At 69.8% G+C, this 19,293-nt stretch carries 15 protein-coding genes and 1 pseudogene; 12 read left to right on the top strand and 4 right to left on the bottom strand.

The annotated features are described in order from the left end of the window. The 6 genes and pseudogenes from ACWCOV_RS39715 to ACWCOV_RS39690 all read left to right on the top strand — a co-directional run. Positions 1–575 (top strand): annotated as a pseudogene (locus ACWCOV_RS39715) (glycosyltransferase); the annotation flags it as partial. Positions 576–587: 12 nt separating this feature from the next. Beyond that, positions 588–1,340, top strand: coding sequence for an N-acetyltransferase (locus tag ACWCOV_RS39710; RefSeq protein ID WP_449834547.1), 753 nt, complete (start codon positions 588–590; stop codon positions 1,338–1,340). A gap of 55 nt (positions 1,341–1,395) precedes the next feature. Beyond that, a complete protein-coding gene (locus tag ACWCOV_RS39705) occupies positions 1,396–3,678 on the top strand; it encodes a glycosyltransferase family 2 protein (RefSeq protein WP_449834546.1) in 2,283 nt (760 codons plus the stop codon). Further along, positions 3,678–4,502 carry a hypothetical protein gene (locus tag ACWCOV_RS39700; protein WP_449834545.1) on the top strand — a complete coding sequence of 275 codons (825 nt, stop codon included), beginning with the start codon at positions 3,678–3,680 and terminating at the stop codon, positions 4,500–4,502. Before ACWCOV_RS39705 ends, ACWCOV_RS39700 begins: the two co-directional genes overlap by 1 nt. After that, positions 4,495–6,150, top strand: coding sequence for a hypothetical protein (locus ACWCOV_RS39695; RefSeq protein ID WP_449834544.1), 1,656 nt, complete (start codon positions 4,495–4,497; stop codon positions 6,148–6,150). The genes ACWCOV_RS39700 and ACWCOV_RS39695 overlap by 8 nt, the downstream gene beginning before the upstream one ends. Continuing rightward, entirely contained in the window at positions 6,150–8,336 is a 2,187-nt protein-coding gene (locus tag ACWCOV_RS39690) for a glycosyltransferase family 2 protein (RefSeq protein WP_449834543.1), read from the top strand. The genes ACWCOV_RS39695 and ACWCOV_RS39690 overlap by 1 nt, the downstream gene beginning before the upstream one ends. Here ACWCOV_RS39690 and ACWCOV_RS39685 read toward each other — a convergent pair. The 3 genes from ACWCOV_RS39685 to ACWCOV_RS39675 all read right to left on the bottom strand — a co-directional run bounded on the left by ACWCOV_RS39685 (position 8,269) and on the right by ACWCOV_RS39675 (position 11,322). Further along, positions 8,269–9,543 (bottom strand): class I SAM-dependent methyltransferase, encoded by a 1,275-nt coding sequence (locus ACWCOV_RS39685; protein ID WP_449834542.1) that lies wholly within the window; start codon positions 9,541–9,543, stop codon positions 8,269–8,271. The genes ACWCOV_RS39690 and ACWCOV_RS39685 overlap by 68 nt on opposite strands. Positions 9,544–9,763: 220 nt before the next feature. After that, positions 9,764–10,816, bottom strand: coding sequence for a pseudaminic acid synthase (gene pseI / locus ACWCOV_RS39680; protein WP_449834541.1), 1,053 nt, complete (start codon positions 10,814–10,816; stop codon positions 9,764–9,766). Then, positions 10,813–11,322: a GNAT family N-acetyltransferase gene (locus ACWCOV_RS39675; protein ID WP_449834540.1), complete on the bottom strand. Its 510-nt coding sequence runs from the start codon at positions 11,320–11,322 to the stop codon at positions 10,813–10,815. The genes pseI and ACWCOV_RS39675 overlap by 4 nt, the downstream gene beginning before the upstream one ends. A gap of 84 nt (positions 11,323–11,406) precedes the next feature. Here ACWCOV_RS39675 and ACWCOV_RS39670 point away from each other — a divergent pair, with 84 nt between their 5' ends. Beyond that, positions 11,407–12,966, top strand: coding sequence for a glycoside hydrolase family 10 protein (locus ACWCOV_RS39670; RefSeq protein WP_449834539.1), 1,560 nt, complete (start codon positions 11,407–11,409; stop codon positions 12,964–12,966). 69 nt (positions 12,967–13,035) lie between these two features. Further along, positions 13,036–14,310 carry an ATP-binding protein gene (locus tag ACWCOV_RS39665; RefSeq protein ID WP_449834538.1) on the top strand — a complete coding sequence of 425 codons (1,275 nt, stop codon included), beginning with the start codon at positions 13,036–13,038 and terminating at the stop codon, positions 14,308–14,310. Positions 14,311–14,314: 4 nt separating this feature from the next. Here ACWCOV_RS39665 and ACWCOV_RS39660 read toward each other — a convergent pair whose 3' ends face one another. After that, entirely contained in the window at positions 14,315–16,753 is a 2,439-nt protein-coding gene (locus tag ACWCOV_RS39660) for a hypothetical protein (RefSeq protein WP_449834537.1), read from the bottom strand. A gap of 109 nt (positions 16,754–16,862) precedes the next feature. On the opposite strand from ACWCOV_RS39660, the gene ACWCOV_RS39655 reads away from it, so the two are divergent. The 4 genes from ACWCOV_RS39655 to ACWCOV_RS39640 are packed head-to-tail and all read left to right on the top strand — an operon-like array spanning position 16,863 to position 19,285. After that, on the top strand, positions 16,863–17,024 hold the full coding sequence (locus ACWCOV_RS39655) for a hypothetical protein (protein ID WP_449834536.1): 162 nt from the start codon (positions 16,863–16,865) through the stop codon (positions 17,022–17,024). A gap of 32 nt (positions 17,025–17,056) precedes the next feature. Next, positions 17,057–17,308 carry a phosphopantetheine-binding protein gene (locus ACWCOV_RS39650; protein ID WP_396352072.1) on the top strand — a complete coding sequence of 84 codons (252 nt, stop codon included), beginning with the start codon at positions 17,057–17,059 and terminating at the stop codon, positions 17,306–17,308. Next, on the top strand, positions 17,305–18,546 hold the full coding sequence (locus tag ACWCOV_RS39645) for an AMP-binding protein (protein WP_449834535.1): 1,242 nt from the start codon (positions 17,305–17,307) through the stop codon (positions 18,544–18,546). The genes ACWCOV_RS39650 and ACWCOV_RS39645 overlap by 4 nt, the downstream gene beginning before the upstream one ends. After that, on the top strand, positions 18,536–19,285 hold the full coding sequence (locus ACWCOV_RS39640; protein WP_449834534.1) for an SDR family NAD(P)-dependent oxidoreductase: 750 nt from the start codon (positions 18,536–18,538) through the stop codon (positions 19,283–19,285). The genes ACWCOV_RS39645 and ACWCOV_RS39640 overlap by 11 nt, the downstream gene beginning before the upstream one ends. The last annotated feature ends 8 nt before the right edge of the window (positions 19,286–19,293 follow it).

Here is a 19,293-nt window from a genome sequence, read left to right as displayed (position 1 = left end):
GGCCGAAGCGGACCACCGCGCGGTTGTACTACCGGTTGATGTGCCGGCTGGTCGGCAAGCAGATTCCGTTCGACGCCGGCGACTTCCGGCTCGTGTCCCGCCGGGTGGTCGACGCCGTCAACGCACTGCCCGAGGACGGCCGGGTGTTCCGGCTGGTGATCCCGTGGCTCGGCTTCCCCAGCACCGAAGTCCCCTACGTCCGCGCCGAGCGGGCAGCCGGGACGACGAAGTACAACCTGTCGAAGATGCTGCGGCTGGCGTTCGACAGTGTGACCGCGTTCTCGGCGGCGCCGCTGAGGTTGGCGACCTGGTTGGGGTTGCTCGGTGGCGCGATGTCGGGGTTGTTCGTGGTCGGTGCGTTGATCATCAAGCTGACCGGCCGCAGCATCCCGGGCTGGACCTCGACCGTGCTCGCGGTCAGCGTGATCGGCGCCATCCAACTGCTGTGCCTGGGGCTGCTGGGCGAGTACGTCGCCCGGCTGTTCCAGTCCAGCCAACGCCGTCCGCAGTTCCTCGTCGGCTACGACAGCCTCGACGACTCGGGCCACCACACCTTCTCAGAGGACACCGACTAAGCTCCCTGGCCTATGAGTTGGTACCACGCGCTCGAGGCCGGTGAGTTGACCGTGCGGCCGTCCGTGGACGCGGCGAAACGGTTCGGGGTCTCGATCGACCGGATGTCGGTGTCCGCCTCGGCCGGTACGCCGCTCGCCGAGGTGCTGGCCGCGGTCGAGAGGTCGACGGCCGACGTGGTCGTGCTGCGGTACCCGGCCCGCGAGAACACCTGGTTCGCCGCGCTGGCGAGCGGACCCCGGCAGGCGCTGCTCGCCGACACCGTCACGTACTGGGCGCTCCCGGTCGGCAAGGGCCGCCGGCCCGCGCCGCTGGCCGGGTTCACGGCGCGGGTGGAGCCGTCGGCCGACGTCATGATGCTGGACGACCTGGTCGCGGACGTCTTCGGCGACTCGGGCAACCACTACTGCGCCAACCCGATGTTCGACCGCGGGCTCGCGCTGGCCGGCCGGCAGGAGTGGGCCCGGCGCCGGGTCGCCGACGTGGGCGCCGTCGTACTGCGTGGTCCGGACCGGCGCGTGCTCGCGCTGGGCTCGATCGACCAGCAGCAGTCGTGGACCGAGATCCAGCTGGCCGGCGTCGTGCCGGCTGAACAGGGCCGCGGCCGGTACGGTCACCTGCTCGCCGCGATCGAGGACTCGTGCACGACCCGGCGGCTGGTCGTGTCGACTCAGTCACACCACACCGGCATCCAGCGCGTCTGGGCCCGCTACGGATTCGAGCCCGTGCATAACCTTCTGACCGTTCACCTCGTTGCGGCTTCGTAGAGAGAGTGCTTTGGGGGGCACCTACTGAGCGACCGCCGAGGGGAGTATTGCCGGAGTGACGCCGCGGCTGAGCGTGGTGGTGCCCTTCTACAACGTCGGTGAGTACCTCGGGGACTGCCTGGACTCGATCGCCCGGCAGGCCTGGACCGACTTCGAGGCGATCCTGGTGGACGACGGTTCGCCGGACGACAGCGCGGTGGTCGCGAAGGAGTTCTGCGCCCGCGACGCCCGGTTCCGGCTGGTCCAGCAGGAGAACGCCGGCCCGGGGCCGGCCCGGGACACCGGGATCCGCGAGGCCACGGGTGAGTACCTGGCCTTCGTCGACGGCGACGACCTGGTCGCCCGGTACGGGTTCGCGGCGCTGATCCGGACCCTGGACCGGACCGGCTCGGACTTCGCCGGCGGCAACGCCCGGCGGTTCAGCAACAGCTTCGGCGTCCGGCCGTCCTGGCTGCACCGGCAGCCCTTCGCGCGCGTCCGGCACGCGACCCACGTGTCGGAGTTCCCCGACCTCGTCCTGGACCGGATGCTGTGGAACAAGGTCTACCGCCGCTCGTTCTGGACCGAGTACGGCTACCGCTTCCCGGCGATCCGCTACGAGGACTACCCGGTCGCGCTGAAGGCGCACCTGGACGCGGTCACCGTGGACACGATCACCCAGTCGGTCTACTACTGGCGCGAGCGCGAGTCGGGTGAGTCGATCACCCAGCAGAAGTTCCAGCTCGGCAACATCCGCGACCGGGTCGTCTCGGCGGGGATGGTGATGGACCTGGTCGAGGACGCCCTGCCGCTGGTCCGCCGGCGCGTGCACGCGCACCTGGCCCAGATCGACCTGCTCACCCTGATGTCCGCGTTCGGCTCGGTGCCGGCCGAGGAGGAGCAGCACCTGGTCGACCTGTCCCGTGAGCTGCTCGGCCGCCTCGACGACTCGGTCCTGTCAGCCACCCATCGGTACGACCGGATCCAGCATGCGGCGCTCCGGACCGGTGACGTCGACCTGCTCCGGCAGTTGGCGCTCTTCCGCAACGGCGGCGGTCTGCGCGGCGGTGCGCGGGCAGTGCCCCGCCCGCGGCGGTCACGCCAGCTCGACTACAACTACCCGGGCCTGCGCACGGCCGCCGTACCGCAGGAGCTGTACCGGGTGTCGGACCGGGACCTCACGCTCGCGACGAGCGTGCGCCAGGTGGCGTGGGTCGACGGCCGGCTGTCGGTGAAGGGTACGGCGGAGATCCGGCACCTGGAGACCGAGCACGCGTCGACTCTGCAGATCTCACTGGTCATCGAGGACGTCCCGCATCCACTCGAGGTACGGCGGTACGACGCCCTGGACCTGCACGGCGACACCACGCTGGTCGGGTTCGAGGTGCTGCTCGACCGTGAGCTGCTCGCGGCCTGCACGAGTACGCCGGCGCACTTCGACGTACGGATGCAGTCCGGGCGGCGGCATCGGCGGGGAGTGCTCGGCGGGCAGGGCCCGGGGAGTCCCGGCTGGTCGCCTGGTGCGTGGATCGACGAGACCAGCTGGATTCAGCCCGGACCAGGGAAGGGCGGCTGCTTCGCCGTACGGCGGCTGACGGATCCCTGCCGGTTGACGTCGGTCGAGCGGACTCCGGATGCGCTGGTGCTGCACGGGCGGTCGTCGTTCGACGAGCCGTCGTTGTTCGTGACCCGGCCGGTGGTCGGCGGCGAGGAAGAAGTGCCGCTCGCGGTCGAGGGTCGTGACTTCACCGCCCGGCTGGCGATCCAGGACATCCTGGCGCAGGCGAATCCGGACGACCCGTTCGGGCAGCGGACGACGCGCGTACTGCGGCTCCGCGGTCCCGAGGGGGAGCAGCGGGTGTTGCTGTGGACGGCAGGTGAGTCCGCGGTCTCGCAGACCAAGGACGGCCGGGTGGTCACGCTGACCCGGTCCACCGGCGGGTACGTGAACCTGCACGAGTCGCCGATCCGGACGACCGCGACCCTTGCGGTTGCCGATGGCAACCGGCTGGTGGTGCGCGGCGTCGACGGTGGCGAGGCCGACTTCGGCTGGCGGCGCTACCTGCCCGACTCCGACGACCACGTGGACGTGGCGTGCCGCCGTACCTTGTCCGCCGATGGATGGTCGGCCGCGGTCGAAGTCGACGCCTTGATCCCGGCCGGCGCGGTCAAGGTCTCCGTCGACCCGCTGGCCTCGCTGGCGGACTGGATCCTGTTCGCGACCAGGCCGGACGGCCGGTCGCATGCCGTGCAGTGCGAGCCGTTCCTGTGCAGCCGCTTGCCGTTGACGATCGCGGCCGGCCGGCACGCCCTCGCCGTACGACCGCATGCCGGCACGCTGCACGTGGAGGTCCGCTGATGCATCACCACAACCATTACTACGGCCAGGCCCACATCCTGGCGCGCTACGCGGGCTTCGACTTCGACCACCCGCCCCGGCTGCGCGGCTACCTGCAGCACGGCTGGAACATCGGCTGCGGCTGGAACCCGGTGCACGAGTTCTACGACGGGGCCTGGCGGTTCACCTGGAGCGACGCGCCGCGGCGGCGCGGACACGCTCTCGGCCGCCGGAACTACCACAGCATCGGCGCGCCCTTCCTCTATCTCCTCGAGCTGGAGCAGGAGGAGACCGAGCCGGTCGAGCGTGAGGGCACGCTGTGGTTCCTCTTCCACGGGTGGGAGGGCGGCAAGATCCAGGGTGATCACCAGCGGCTGATCGACGAGATCCGCGAGACCGAGCCCGGCCCGGTCACGTTCTCCTTGTACTACACGGAGTACGAGCGCCCAGAGGTACGGCGGTACTACGAGGACGCCGGCTTTCGCGTGGTGTCGTTCGGCCGCCGTGGGTTCTCCTACGAGGGCACCGACCGACGCTTCCTGTTCAAGCAGCTGGACGAGCTGCGGCGGCACAAGCGGGTCGCCGCCAACCGGTTGTCGACGGCAATCTTCTACGGCGTCGCGGCGGGCTGCGAACCGGCCGTGTACGGCGACCCGATGGAGATGGAAGGCGAGAACCCGCTGTTCGGCGGGCAGAGCCGGATCGAGCGGCTCTGGCCCGAGATGCTCGGCAAGTCGATCGACCTGGCGGCCGCCCGGGCGACCACCGACCTCGAACTCGGCAAGCCCTGGATGGTCCCGGCTGCCGAACTGCGAATGCTGTTCGATTGGAGAGAGCGTGTCTGAGGTTCAGGTGGTCCGCGGGGAAATGCAGCCGTGGACCGATCACACGACGGTTCGGCCCGCGCTGGCGGCGCTGCTGGCCGGCGTTCTGCCCGCGAACCGGCGGACCCTGATCCTCGGCCCGCACTCGCCGTTGCTGATCGAGTCGGTGCTGGCGCACTCCGCGGACGTGACGATCCTGGTCCGCTCGGTCTCCGACGCCCAGGAGTTGAGCGAGAGCTTCGGCCCGTGCCTGCAGGTCGTCGCGGGTGCCCTGGACGGCCTGCGTGCCGATCCTTTCGATGTGATCGTCGCGGCCGACGGTCTCGATCGCGTGCTCGGGTACGACAGCGACGAGCTGAGCTGGACGGACCGCCTCGCCGCCGTCGCCGCGCTGGCGACTCCCGAAGCAGTCGTCGTTCTGGGTCTGGAGAACGAGTTCTCCCTGCTCAACCTGCTGGACGCTCGTCCGGCCGCCGAGCGCCACGGCGACGACGAATGGCGTCCGCTGCACGACGACCCGACCCGTCCGGTGTCGGTCGAGCAGCTTCGGTCCGCCTTGCCCTGGGACCCACAGATCTTTGCCGACTTCGGTTCCCGTGCCTTCGTGACCGCCGAGGTCGCCGCGGCTGCTCGCCCCGGCGAACTGCCGACCCGGCTCGCGGTCGAGGCGCTGGAGACAGTCGACGTTCCGCTGCTCTCGCCGATCGCCGAAGGTGTCGACTCCGCCGCGCGGGCCGGCCTGCTGGCGTCCATGCCGACCGGGTGGCTCTCGGTCTCCGGCACGCGTGCTGCCCACGACCTCTACGTTCAGACCGGGCCGGCCGTGCTCACGGCAGACAAGGCTGAGAGCGGTTGGCAGACCGTGGTTGCCGGCGACCACACCGCTGGTTTCGACGCGAGCGTCGTACCGGCTGAGGTGCCGGCCGGGGAGACTGTCGAAGCTGTCCTGGTCCGGCTGGCCGCGGCCGAGGACGTGCCGGCGTTCCGCAAGCTCGCTGCCCGGCTGGGTGAATGGGCCGCCGACTCCCGCGTCGTGCTCCGCTGGGACGACGTCGTGATCGACGGGGACACCTTCGCGTACGGCGTCTCGCCGTGGGTGACCGCGGGGCCGACGGACAAGGCCGACCTGCTGGCGGCCGCGTGGTCCCGGTTCCACGACCGGCTGATCGGCCGGCACCGCCGGCACCCGTGGCCGCCGTGGATGGTCGGCGACGACCTGATCGTCACCTGGCTGGGGATGTCCGGAATCGAGCCGCCGGAGCAGCTCCCCGCGTCCTCGCCGGACACGCCGTCCGAGTCGGTCGGTCATGTTGCCCGCGGCAAGGAAATCGCCGCGGCGCTGGACGAGTCGCTCGAAACCCGGGAGCAGGCGGCGGTCGACGTACGGACCGCGCTGGCCGACGCCGAGCGGGCGCGGCGCGAGCTGTTCGAGCTGAAGGGGCACGTCTACGGGCTCGAGCGCACGCTCGGGTTCCGCAACAAGGCGATGAAGACCCGGGAGAACCGGATCCGGGAGCTCCGCACCCAGCTGCAGAAGCTGACCGTCGACCACGACCGCATCCGGGGATCACGCACCTACGCGGTGTCCCGGGTGATCTTCCACGCGGCGCAGATCCGCCGGCCGCACGTGGTGGCTCGCAAGCTGTCCCGTCGCCTGCGCAGGCGATGATGACGCCGCGCCTGAGTGTGGTGGTGCCGTTCTACAACGTCGGCGCGTACCTCGGCGACTGTCTCGACTCGATCGCCCGGCAGACCTGGTCCGACTTCGAGGCGATCCTGGTCGACGACGGCTCACTGGACGACAGCGCGGTGATCGCGAAGGAGTACTGCGCCCGCGACGCCCGGTTCCGGCTGGTCCAGCAGGACAACGCCGGACTCGGGCCGGCCCGCAACACCGGCGCCGACCAGGCCACCGGGGAGTACGTCGCCTTCGTCGACAGCGACGACCTGGTCACCCGGCACGGCTTCGGGCTGCTGGTCCGGACGCTCGACCGGACCGGGTCCGACTTCGCCGGCGGTAACGCGCGGCGGTTCAACAACAGTTACGGCGTCCGGCCGTCGTACCTGCACGGGCGGTGCTTCACCCAGGACCGGTTCGCCACCCACGTGTCGGAGACGCCCGAGCTGGTGCTGGACCGGATGGTGTGGAACAAGGTCTACCGGCGATCCTTCTGGACCGAGTACGGGTACCGCTTCCCGGCGATCCGGTACGAGGACTACCCGGTCACCCTCAAGGCGCACCTCGACGCGGTCACCGTCGACACCCTCGCCGCGCCGGTGTACTACTGGCGCGAGCGGGAGTCGGGCGACTCGATCACCCAGCAGAAGTTCCAGCTCGGCAACCTCCGCGACCGGGTCGTCTCGGCCGGCCTGGTGATGGACCTGGTCGAGGATGCGCTGCCGCCGGTTCGCCGCGGGGTGCATGCGCACTTCACCCAGATCGACCTTCTCGCCCTGCTGACGGCCTTCGCCACCGTGCCCGAGGAGGAAGAGCCGCAGCTCGTCGACCTCACCGCGCAACTCCTCGATCGGCTGGACGAATCGGTGCTCGACGAAGCGCCGCCGCTCCAGCGGATGCAGCAGGCCGCGCTGCGGTCCGGCGACCTCGAACTGCTGCGTGAGCTCACCACGTCGGAGGCAGCGCCCCGGTCGTGGCGGCCGTCGAAGGACGACCTGACCCTGGCGACGAGTGTGCGCGAAGTGACCTGGGTCGACGGCAAGTTGCTGATCAAGGGCACGGCCGAGATCCGGCACTTGGAGGACCGCGGCTCGTCGAGTCTCCGGATCGCGCTCGTCATCGCCGACCGGCACCATCCCCTGCGGGTACGGCGCTCTGGCGCCGACGGATTCGAGGTCGTCCTGGATCAGTCGTTGCTCGCCAAGTGCACAGCTGGTCCGGCGCACTTCGACGTACGTCTGCGCGTCGGCCGGATCCGCCGGCACGAGGTGCTGCGCGGGCAACGGGCCGGCAGCCCGGGATGGCCGCCCGGCGCGTGGATCGACGAGACCAGCTGGATTCAGCCGGGCCCAGGGAAGGACGGCTGTTTCGCCGTACGGCGGCTGCCGGATCCGTGCCGGTTGACGTCGGTCGAGCAGACGCCGGATGCGCTGGTGCTGCACGGGCGGTCGTCGTTCGACGAGCCGTCGTTGTTCGTCACCCGGCCGGTGGCGGGTGGCGAGGCGGAGGTGCCGCTGGAGATCGACGGCCGCGACTTCACCGCGCGGCTCCCGATCGGGCCGATCCTCGCGGAGACGAACCCGGACGACCCGTTCACCCAGCGCACGACGCGGGCCTTCCGGCTCCGCGGTCCCGACGGGCAGGACCAGGCGCTGCTGTGGACGGCTGGTGACCGGTTGGTTTCCCATGCCGAGGGAGGCCGGGCGGTGATGCTGACCCGCTCGACCGGTGGGTACGTGAACCTGCACGAGTCGCCGATCCGGACCACGGCCACCGCTGCGGTTGCCGCCGGCAACATGTTGGTCGTGCGGGGACCGGACTGGGGGGACGTCACGTTCGCCTGGCGGCGGTATCTGGCCGGCTCGGACGACTACGTGGAGGCACCGTGCCGGCGAACCTTCTCGGACGACGGCTGGGCGGCGGTGGCGGACGTTGCGGCGTTGACCGCTGTCGACGACGCGGAGTGGGTCCTGTTCGCGACGGTGCCGGACGGTTCTTCCCACGCCGTACAGTGCGAGCCCTTCCTGTCCAGCCGGCTGCCGCTGACGGTCACACGGGGTGCTTACGAACTCGCCGTACGGCCGCAGGCCGGGACGCTGCACGTCCAGGTCAGCGACGCGCGACCAGCAGCAGGTGGGTGTCCGGCCAGTCCAGCGGTTCGCCGTCGGGCGTCGTGATCGACGCGACGGGTGCGATGCGGTTGTCGATCACCCAGTCGTTGCGCCACGCCTTCGAGGCCGGGTCGATGGTGAACCCGGCCCGCTCGGCGACCGCGCACCAGCCGGCGAAGTTCAGCCCGCAGAACTGTTCGTGCGTCTCGCTCAGCCAGTTGTCGACGTAGTCCTTCCGGGTGAGGAAGTCCATCGCGTCGGCCAGCCGGAGCACGAGCCCTTCGGCGCGTACGGCGTACTCGAAGGGGACCTTGGCGTTGCGCCGGAAGTCGTGGGCGAACTGGAAGAACTTCGCGCGGGTGGAGAGCGTGCCGACGTACGTCGCGGGGTCGTCGAGGGACTCGAGCTCGGTCACCTCGTCCGGGTTGGCGCCGTCGCTGTCGTCGAGCCGCAGGACGACGGGACGGTCGGGCTCGGCCGGACCGCAGACGTCGGAGTTGACCCAGACGCCGCCGGGTGCGGTGTGCGCGAAGAGCGCGTCGGCGAACCGCTGCACGGTCTCGGGCCGGGACCCGTCGGCGTACGACCAGATCTCGTGGGTGAGGGCGAGGGTGAGCGTGCTGTGGATCGAGCGAGCCGGGAAGACGGCCGAGCCGAGCATGTTGCGCTGGTAGAAGTAGACGTTCGGGTTGCTGAACAGACCCTGTTCCTTCTTGTGCACGCACTCGGCGTACAGGTGCCGGGCGACCTCGACGCCGATCAGGTCCGACTCGTGGAACCGCGGGTCCGCGTCGACCAGTTGGAGGGTCGCGCCGGTCGCGCAGCCGATGTCGAGGATCCGGCCGGGCTGCACGAAGTCCTTGATCTGCTGCCACTTCCGGTCGGCGGCGGTCTCGAAGGCGTCGGCGTACGTCTTGTAGTCCCGCGTCGTGGTCAGCCCGCCGTCGTCGCCGACCACGGGATCGTTCACGCAGCGGGCGATGTGCGCGGCCAGGCCGTAGCGCTCGAACACGTCGACCGTCGCCGGGTGCGCGAGCTCCCGCCACTGGTCATCGCCATCGGCAATCATCAGCAGCACGTCCCACGGCCGTGCGACCCCAGGTGGCTCGACGCCGATCACGTCGTACCCGAGCTGCTCGTACAGCTTGCTCACCGCGGGCGTCGAGCACGCGACCACCGTGTTCTCCGGCGTCAACCGCACCAGATCGTCGGTCCCTGCCTCGATCGCCTTGATTGTCACTTCCGCGAACTCATCCGTCGGCCGTGTGTCCACCACGCCGACCACGACCGACCGAATTCCCTCCACCACACTCAACCGCTCAATGGCCGCCTCCCGCCGACCAACCCCCACCGGGTTTCGCTTGGTCGTGTGGTGATTAGCCGAAGTCACCGCCCAAACCACAGTCCGCCCACCAGCATGCCCCCGCAAGAACTCCGCCTGAAACCGTGTCAGCACATGATGCCGCCCGGGAAACAACAGGTACTCGGTCACCTCAGAGCAGGTCCCAGGTGAGGGGGGTGCCGGCTGGGGTGTCGGTGCGGAAGGGGCGGCCGGTGACCTGGGGGAGGAGGTCGGGGGCGAGGCCGCCGGCGGGGCGGATGGAGCGGACGTTTTCGGGGCTGACGAGGTCGCCGGCCCGGACGTCCTTGGTGACGTAGAGGGAGCGGCGGAAGCGGAGGACGTTCTGTTCGGCTTGTTTGGGGCCGATGATCGGTTCGCCCAGGGCCAGCTGGGCGATGCGGGTGTTCTCGACGAGTGCTTCGAGTTCGCCCGGTTCCAGCGAGAAGGCCGAGTCGACGCCGCCGTCGACGCGCTTCAGGGTGACGTGCTTCTCGATGACGGTGGCGCCCAGGGCGACGGCCGCGATGGCGGCGCCGATGCCCATGGTGTGGTCGGACAGGCCGACCTGGACGCCGAGCGCGTCGCGGAGGACCGGGATCGCGCGCAGGTTGGACTGCTCCGGAGGCGCCGGGTAGCTCGCGGTGCAGGAGAGCACGATGATCTGCTCGTTGCCGGTCGAGCGGGCCGCGCGGACCGCGGCGTCGATGTCGGTCAGCGTCGCCGAGCCGGTCGAGATGATGATCGGCTTGCCGGTCTCGGCCATTCCGCGGACCAGCGGCAGGTCGCCGATCTCGTTCGAGGCGACCTTGTACGCCGGGACGTTCAGCTTCTCCAGGAAGTCGATGGCGGTCTGGTCGAACGCCGACGAGAACGCGACCAGGCCGAGCGACGCGGCCAGCTCGAACAGCGGCTCGTGCCACTCCCACGGCGTGTGCGCCTCGGCGTACAGGTCGTACAGCCGCGCGTCGGCCCAGAGCTCGTGCTCGGACGGCAGCCGGAAGGCCGGCAGGTCGACGTCGAGCGTCATCGTGTCCGCGGTGTACGTCTGCAGCTTCAGAGCCTGCGCCCCGGACTCCGCGACCGCGCGGACGATGTCCTTCGCCCGTTCCAGATCGGCGTTGTGGTTCCCCGACATCTCCGCGATGACGAACGGCTGGTGGTCCGGCCCGACCGGCACGCGGCCGATCTCGATGGTGGTGCTCATGACGTCCTCTGGGTTCTGCGGTCCTGCTTGCGCAGGCTGATCGGAATCACGGTGAGCTCGCGGCCGTCGGCGTACCGAGTCTCCGGCGTCCCCTCGGCGAAGCGGAACCGGCGGTTCATCTGCCGGACCACGGTGTTGTGCTCCAGCACCTCGCCGGTGAGCAGGTCGACGCCGAGGACGTCGAACGCGTACGACGTCGCCTCCCGCATCACCTCGATCCACGCCGGCAGCGTCTCGCCGCGCTCGGCCAGGCCGTCGGCGTCGAGGAAGAAACCCCACGCGGCGGTGGATCCTTCGATGTCGAAGAAGTTCACGACCCCGGCCGGCGCGCCGGCGCGCTCGTAGATCAGCACCCGGCGGCTGGGGTCGACGGAGGCCTTCGCCCACCACGCGGCGTGCTCGTCCGCGCCGATCTCGTGCGAGGTGATGCTGACGTCGCGGTTGGCCTGCTGATTCCGCAGCCGCCGGATCGTGTCGACATCGAGTTCAGTGGCGCTGCGCAGCATGCACCTAACCTAGCGTCTTCTCTGCACCGCCCTTCGTGTGTAAACATCTTTCGAGTTCATCGGCGAAGATGGTCGGAGAGTGACATGAGAGTCTGGCGAGTCATGGGCGTCCTCGGCGTGACAGCAGGCCTGCTGCTGAGCGGTCTGACCGGTACGGCGTCCGCCGTACCCGCATCTGATGACCGGTGCGCGCCCAGCGCGAGCACACCGCTCCGGCAGTTCCGCGCGAGCTGGGTGGCGTCGGTGGTGAACATCGACTGGCCGTCGAAGACCGGGCTGAGTGCCGCCCAGCAGCAGGCCGAGCTGATCGGCTGGCTGGACGACGCTGTCCGTCAGCGCCACAACGCCGTCATCCTGCAGGTCCGCCCGACCGCGGACGCGTTCTGGCCGTCCAAGGTCGAGCCCTGGTCGCAGTACCTGACCGGCAAGCAGGGCGTCGACCCCGGCTACGACCCGCTCGCCTTCGCCGTCGCCGAGGCGCACAAGCGCAACCTCGAGCTGCACGCGTGGTTCAACCCGTACCGCCTGTCGATGGGCACGGACCTCAACGCGCTGGTCCCGACGCACCCGGCGCGGCAGCACCCGGACTGGGTCGTCACGTACGGCGGGAAGCTCTACTACAACCCCGGCATCCCCGCGGCCCGCAAGCTGGTCGAGGACGCGATCATGGACGCGGTCGCGAACTACGACATCGACGGCGTGCACTTCGACGACTACTTCTACCCGTACCCGGTGGCCGGCCAGGTCTTCGACGACGCGGCGACGTACGCGGAGTACGGCGCCGGCTTCCCGACGCTGGCGGAGTGGCGGCGGAACAACATCGACCTGCTCATCCAGGAGATGCAGCAGCGGATCAAGGCCGCCAAGCCGTGGGTGAAGTTCGGCATCTCGCCGTTCGCGGTCTGGCGCAACAAGGGCACCGACCCGGAGGGCTCCGACACGACCGCCGGCGTCCAGACGTACGACGACCTGTCCGCGGACACCCGGCGCTGGGTGCGCGAGGAGTGGATCGACTACATCGTCCCGCAGGTCTACTGGGCCGGTGGGTTCGCGCCGGCCGACTACAACAAGATCGTCCCGTGGTGGGCCGAGCAGGTGCGCGGCACCGACGTACACCTCTACATCGGGCACGCCACCTACAAGGTCGGTACGTCGACCCAGTCGCCGGACTGGTCCGACCCGGCCGAGCTGAGTGACCAGATGGCCTTCAACACCGCGGTTCCCGAGGTCAAGGGCGACATCTTCTTCTCCGCCAAGGACGTCCGCGCCGACCGCCTCGGCGCGACCACGCTGCTCAACAACACCTGGTACACCCGCCCGGCCCTCATCCCGACCATGCGCAACCTGGACTCCAGCGCGCCGCTCCCGGTCCATGCAGTCCGGGCGACCCGCACTGCTGACGGAGTCGAGGTCACCTGGCGCCGTACGTCATCCGACACCACGTCGTACGCCGTCTACCGCCGGGAGCTCACCGGCGGCGACCACTGCCCGGACACCGACGCCCGCAACCTGATCGCCACCACCCGCAACCCCACCTACACCGACCGCACCGCAACCCCAGGCAAGCCCTACATCTACACCGTCACCGCCCTGGACCGCCTCGCCAACCAGAGCATCCCAATCCCAGCCGTGGTCCTGCGCTGACCTGCTAACGGTAGTGTTAAAGACCTGCTAACGGTAGTCATAGGACTCTGCTAACGGTAGTCTAGGGTGATGGGTGGCTATCTGAGGCGAGTTGTCGACGCCGAGCTGGACGACTTGCTGACCGACCTGCCCGCGATCACCCTCGACGGTCCGAAAGGCGTCGGCAAGACGGAGACTGCGGTCCGCCGGGCAAAGACCGTGTTCGCGCTCGACGAGGCAGGTCAGCGGGAACTGCTCGCGGCAGATCCGGCTCGGCTCGAGCGGGCTATGTCGCCGGTGCTGGTCGACGAGTGGCAGTTGCATCCTCCGGTGTGGGATGTGGTCCGGCGGGCTGTGGACCGGGGTGCCGAGCCGGGCCGGTACCTGCTCACCGGCAGTGCGAGTCCGGCCGACGCTCCGACCCACTCGGGAGCCGGCCGGATCGTCCGGCTGCGGATGCGGCCGATGTCCCTGGCCGAGCGCGGCATCGCAGCACCGAGCGTCAGTCTTCGCGCCCTGCTCACCGGCGCTCGCGACCCCGTCGAAGGGACGTCGGACCTGAACCTGGAAGCGTACGCCGAGGAGATCGTGCGGTCGGGTTTCCCGGGAATCAGGCGGCTGTCCGGCCGGGCTCGGAGAGCACAGTTGGCCGGCTACCTCGAACGGATCGTCGAGCGGGACTTCCCGGAGCAAGGGCACCTGGTACGTCGACCGGCCACGTTGCGGGCCTGGTTGGCGGCCTATGCGGCGGCTACCGCGACAACAACGTCGTACAACGCGATCTTGGACGCCGCGACTGCCGGTGACAGCGACAAGCCCGCGAAGACGACGACCATCGCGTACCGGGATGTGCTCAGCCAGCTGTGGCTGCTGGAACCTGTCGAAGCGTGGCTGCCGACGCGCAACCGGCTCAACCGGCTGGCCTCCGCTCCCAAGCATCAGTTGGCTGATCCGGCGCTGGCCGCGGCTTTGCTCGGTGCGGATGCGCCGGCTTTGCTCGGTGGCGCGATGAAGGGGCGGCCTCAGATTCGGGATGGTGTCCTGCTCGGCCAGTTGTTCGAGGCGCTGGTGACCCTGGACCTGAGGGTGTACGCGCAGGCTGCGGAGGCATCCGTCCGGCATCTGCGGACGAAGAACGGTGACCACGAGGTCGATCTGATCGTGGAGCGCGCCGATCAACGGGTGCTGGCGGTCGAGGTGAAGTTGGCATCTTCCGTCGGCGATGCCGACGTGAAACACCTGCTCTGGTTGAAGAATCAGATCGGCGACGACCTGCTGGATGCGGTTGTGATCTACAGCGGGTCCGAGGCGTATCGGCGTCCGGACGGGATCGCGGTCGTTCCGGCCGCGCTGCTCGGGCCCTGAGCGGTCAGGGGCTGCCGACGCCCGGTGTGGTGGTGATCTGGGTCGGGAGTGGGCCGGTGGGGAACGTCGGGGTGGTGCTCGTGGTCGGGAACGTCTGACCCGGGAAGGCCGGCGTCGGGAAGGTCTGGGTCGGGAGCGTCGGCGACGGGAAGGTCTGGCCCGGCGTCGACGGGGACGGGGTCGGTGACCCCGTCGGGGATGGCGTGGTCGACGGGACGGAGTTGGCCGGCGGCGGTGGGTAGAGCTGGTAGACGCGGACCGTGCCCAGGTGGAAGCGGAGCTCGGTGAGCCGCTCGAGGTTCTTCGGCGGTGCGCCGACGCGGTCGTCGAGCAGGAGCCACTGGACGCCGTACCGCGTCCGCAGGGTCTCCAGCACGTCGCGTGTCGGGTTGGTGAACGCCTCGTCGTTCAGACGCAGCTTCTCCTCGTCCCAGTAGCTGCTCTGCACGCCGTCCGGGTACGTGTCGTCGACCCTGGCCTTGTAGGCCCAGCCCTGCACGAGCACTCGGCGTTCGGCGTACCCTGCGATCCAGTAGGAGCCGGTCAGGCAGTGCGACGCGCGTGCGCGGTGACAGTGCAGGTTGGTGGCGATCAGGTCGCCCGAACCCGAGTTGCGCCGGATGAACCGCGCGGCCTCGATCCCGCCCGGCGCGATCGACTCGTACTCCGTCAACGACGGCGTGGCGAACTCACGCAACGACACCGCCGTCGGCGACACCGTCGTACCCAGGAGAACGGCAACCGCGATGACAGCCCAGGTACGGCGCGAGCCGCGCAAGATCAGCCCGAACACACCGATGCCGAGCACTGCGATGACCAGAGCTACCGCCAGCCCCTGGCCGAAGCAGCTCTCCGACGTGCAGGACGACGGCGACCGGTAACGACCCCAGTAGATCGCGGCAACCCCGATGAGCAGTGCGACCGCGGCAACCCAGAACTGCCGCCGCTCCAGCGACCCGAGCCCCCAGGTGGCGAGCAGCACGCCGTAGATGAAGCCAGTGCGGACGAAGAACAGCTGGGCCTGCCCGTCGTCGTACAACAACGCTCCGGCCGCCACTGCAGCCAGGAACGCAACGATCAAGAACACCGGCATCGGATCACGTGGCAGCCGTCGCCGGAGCAGCAGCGCACCCGCGGCCGGCATCAGCCACCCGATCGCCACCACCGCAGCGATCACGGCGACCGTGGACCCGCTGCCGCCCATCCGCTCGGCCATGTACTCGAACGTCGCACCCGGGTCGAACCGCACGCTGGACAAGGCGCCACCCAGTACGACGAAGAACGTCAGCGCATACGCGGCCGCGACACCCACACCAAGCACCAGCGCACGCAGGTTGAGCCGACCGGCGCGGACAGTCAGGTAGACCCACGCTGCAGCAAGCCCAGCGGCGTACACCGGCAGTGCGGTCGCCTTCGTCAGAGCGAGCGCAGCGACAAGTACTCCGGCCGCAACGAAGAGTCCAAAGAGCTGTGCACGCGTCTGGCCGGGCTTGCGTCGCAACAGCAACGCAGTGACCGCGATCAGCGGCAGCAGCAGCACTGTGGAGAACGCCTGCGGCGGATTGGTCAGCTGGCCAAGCGAGAACGGGCTGTCGGCGAACAGCCGGTCCGACACGGCCCACGGCCAAGCATCAAGATCGCCGGCCAGCACAGTGAGCCCGGCTGCGATCGGCCCGGCGACAGCGCGCCCAGTCAGCAGCATGCCGACCGCGCCGGCTCCCAGCACGGTCAGCAGGAGCAGCGCGAACGGCACCATGCGGTGCGTCAGCACGTCGAGCGGAACGCTCGTGATCCAGTGCGACGACGCAATGTGGTCGTACGCGGCCCAGTGGCTGGTCAGCGACTTGCCATCGGCGTACGGGACCCTCGGCGGGAAGTGATGCGTCAGCTCGGCAGCCAGTGCGAGGTTGTGCGGTGCGTCCGAGTTCGGCCGCAACGCACTCGGCCCGTTCAGCGGAATCAGTTGGGATCCGACCCGCACGAACCACGCGGCCGCGATACCGACCGCCACCATGCCGCCCGCGGCCGCCCACCACGGCGTCGGGCGCTCGGGCAGCTTGCGGCGAGGCAGCGCGCGAACCATGCCGAACGCCAGCGCAGGCATCAGCAGCGCCGCGAACGGCATGCTGAACACCATCCCGAGCGGGTAGAACAACGCCTCGACGGCCAGTCCGAACGCCGTACCGAGGACGACGTCGGTCGCGAACCACCCGGTGCCGCCGGTGAGCCGCCGCCAGAACATCGTGCCGGGTACGGCGATGACCAGCAGCAGGTAGCCGAGGTACGCACCCGGCATCCAGGGCGGATGCGCCTGCAGCCCGACGAACCACGCCAGCGGCAGCACCGGCAGGCTCACCATCGCGGCCACCCGGGCACTACGACCGCGCGCCACCCGCCGGCCTCGGGCGGTGGGCACGCGCTTCGTCCGCCCGACTCTGATCACCCGCAGCAGTGTATGAGTCGCGGGTTTCGCACTGGCAGGCGGCGAGCCGTTTACCGCACGGAAGTTCACCTTTACACTCGGTAATCTCCCAGGTCAGACGGGAGGTCCGATGCTCGCCCTCCACATCGCCGGGCTGCCGGTCGAGGAGATCGTGCTGGCGGCGGTCGCCGCCGCGGCGCCGTTGATCGCCCTGATCGGCTGGGAGATCTCCAGCCGGGTCAAACGTTTCAAGGCCTTCGTACGGCGTCGCGCCGCCGATCAGCCGCCATGAGCCGCGGCGCGCACCAGCTAGGCTTTGGCCTCATGAGTTCGGTAGCACGCGGCAGGGTCAGGGAGTTGATGGGTGAGGTGATGACGGCGCAGGGAAGGACGTTGCCGGGCGACGACACCGCCGATCTCCGCGAGATCGGCTTCCGGTCGCTGGACTTCTCCGAGCTGGCCCTCCGGGTGGAGGACGAGTTGGGTGACGAGCTGAACTTCGATGCCCCCGGGCTGCGCCGGATCGCCACTGTCGGCGACGTGCTGGACTTCATCGAGCACCTCCAGTCGGCGTGAGCACGCGGCGCCGGACCACCGCCCTCATCGGTGACGACAACACGGTTGTCGTCGCCGGGAAGAGCCTGACCTGGCGGACCCTGCACAAGCTTCCGCAGCTGCCGTCGCCGGCCGCAGTCCTGGTCGACAACGGTGCGGACGCGCTGGCTGCGCTGCGCCACCACGCGGTGCACGGCACCGAGCTGCTGGTGGCGACGCGCTCCCGTGTCGACGAGCGCATGCGCGAGGAACTGGGCGAGTCCGGTTTCGCCATCGTGCTGCCCGAGGGTGATGTGACCCCGGCGAAGCTCAAGCGCGTCGAGGAGTCCGGCCGCGCCTGGCTGCTCACCTCGGGCTCGACCGGCCGGCCCAAGCGCATCGGCCACACTCTCGAGACCCTCACGACCGTGACTGGCGAGCAGCCGCCCCGCACGTGGCTCCTGCCGTACTCGCCCGGCACGTACGCGTGGTGGCAGGTCGTCACGCTCTCACTGACCCACGCCGACCAGGGCCTGGTCGTGATCGAGCCCGACGAGCTGGAGAACTGGCCGGCGATCGCCGCCGAGCACGGTGTCACCGCCGCATCGGGCACGCCGACCTTCTGGCGGCAGGCGATCTACCGTGATGCCGATGCGCTGGCCGACGTACCGCTGGAGCAGATCACGCTCGGCGGCGAACCGGTGGACCAGGCGATCCTGGACCAGCTGCGCGAGCTCTTCCCGAAGGCCCGGATCTCCTGGATCTACGCGTCGTCCGAGGTCGGGGCGTCGATCGTGGTGCACGACGGGCAGGCCGGGTTCCCGCGCGAGTGGCTGGACCGCAAGCCCGATCCGGACCGCCCGATGCTGTCGCTGGACGGCGACGAGCTCGTGATCCGTTCGCCGCACCACGGCGCCGGCCTGGTCGGAGCGGTGCACACCGGCGACCGCGTCGAGTTCGAGGGCGACCGGGTGCTGATCACCGGCCGGATCGACACCGACGAGATCAACGTCGGCGGGTCGAAGGTCTCGGCCGGTATCGTCCGCAACGTGCTGATGGGCCACCCGGGTGTCTCCTGGGCACGGGTGTTCGCGCGCAAGGCCCCGCTGGTCGGCCGGATGGTCGCCGCCGAGGTGGTGCCGAACCCGGCGCTCGGCCCGATCACCGACGCCGACCTGGTCCAGTGGTGCTCGAGCCGGCTGCCGGACTACGGCGTACCGCGGCGGATCCGGTTCCTCGACGAGATCCCGCAGAAAGAGACGCTCAAGAGTGAAGTCTGAACCCAGCGTGGTCCCGCCCGCCTCGGTCGTCCTGGTGTCGGGTGGTTCCCGCGGCCTCGGGCTGGCGATCGTCACCGACCTGCTCGCCGCCGGGCTGAAGGTGGCCGCGTTCGCCCGGACCGTGACCCCGGAGCTGACCGCTCTCGGCGAGAAGTACCCGGACCACCTGTACTACGGCTCCGTCGACGTCAACGACGCCGCGGCCGGGCAGGAGTTCGTGAAGGCGGTGGAGACGGCCCTCGGCCCGATCGACGGCCTGGTCAACAACGCCGCCATCGGCCAGGACTCGCTGCACGTCCACACCAAGGCCGACCACCTCGCCGAGATCATCCAGACCAACCTGACCTCGCCGCTGATCCTGACCCGCTTCGTGCTGCGCCGGATGCTCGCGAAGGGCTTGAAGGGCCGGATCGTCAACGTCACCTCGATCTGCGGCCGGCGCGGTTACCCGGGCCTGGTCGCGTACTCCGCCACCAAGGGCGGGATGGACGCCGCGACCCGGTCGCTGGCCCGCGAGCTCGGCGGCCGGGTGCTCGCGAACGCGGTCGCACCCGGCTTCTTCGCCTCGGAGATGTCCGCGGTGCTCGGCCAGACCCAGCTCGACCAGATCGTCCGCCGGACGCCGACCGGCCACCTGACCGAGCCGGACGACGTCGTGCCGGTGGTCCGGATGCTGCTGCTCGACAACACCAACATCAACGGCCAGGTCCTGGTCGTCGACGGCGCCGCCTCGATCTGAGGCGGCGC

This window comes from Kribbella sp. NPDC002412 (assembly GCF_053592935.1).
Note: the sequence above shows the minus strand (reverse complement) of the source record. Positions and strands in the feature narration are given on the sequence as shown.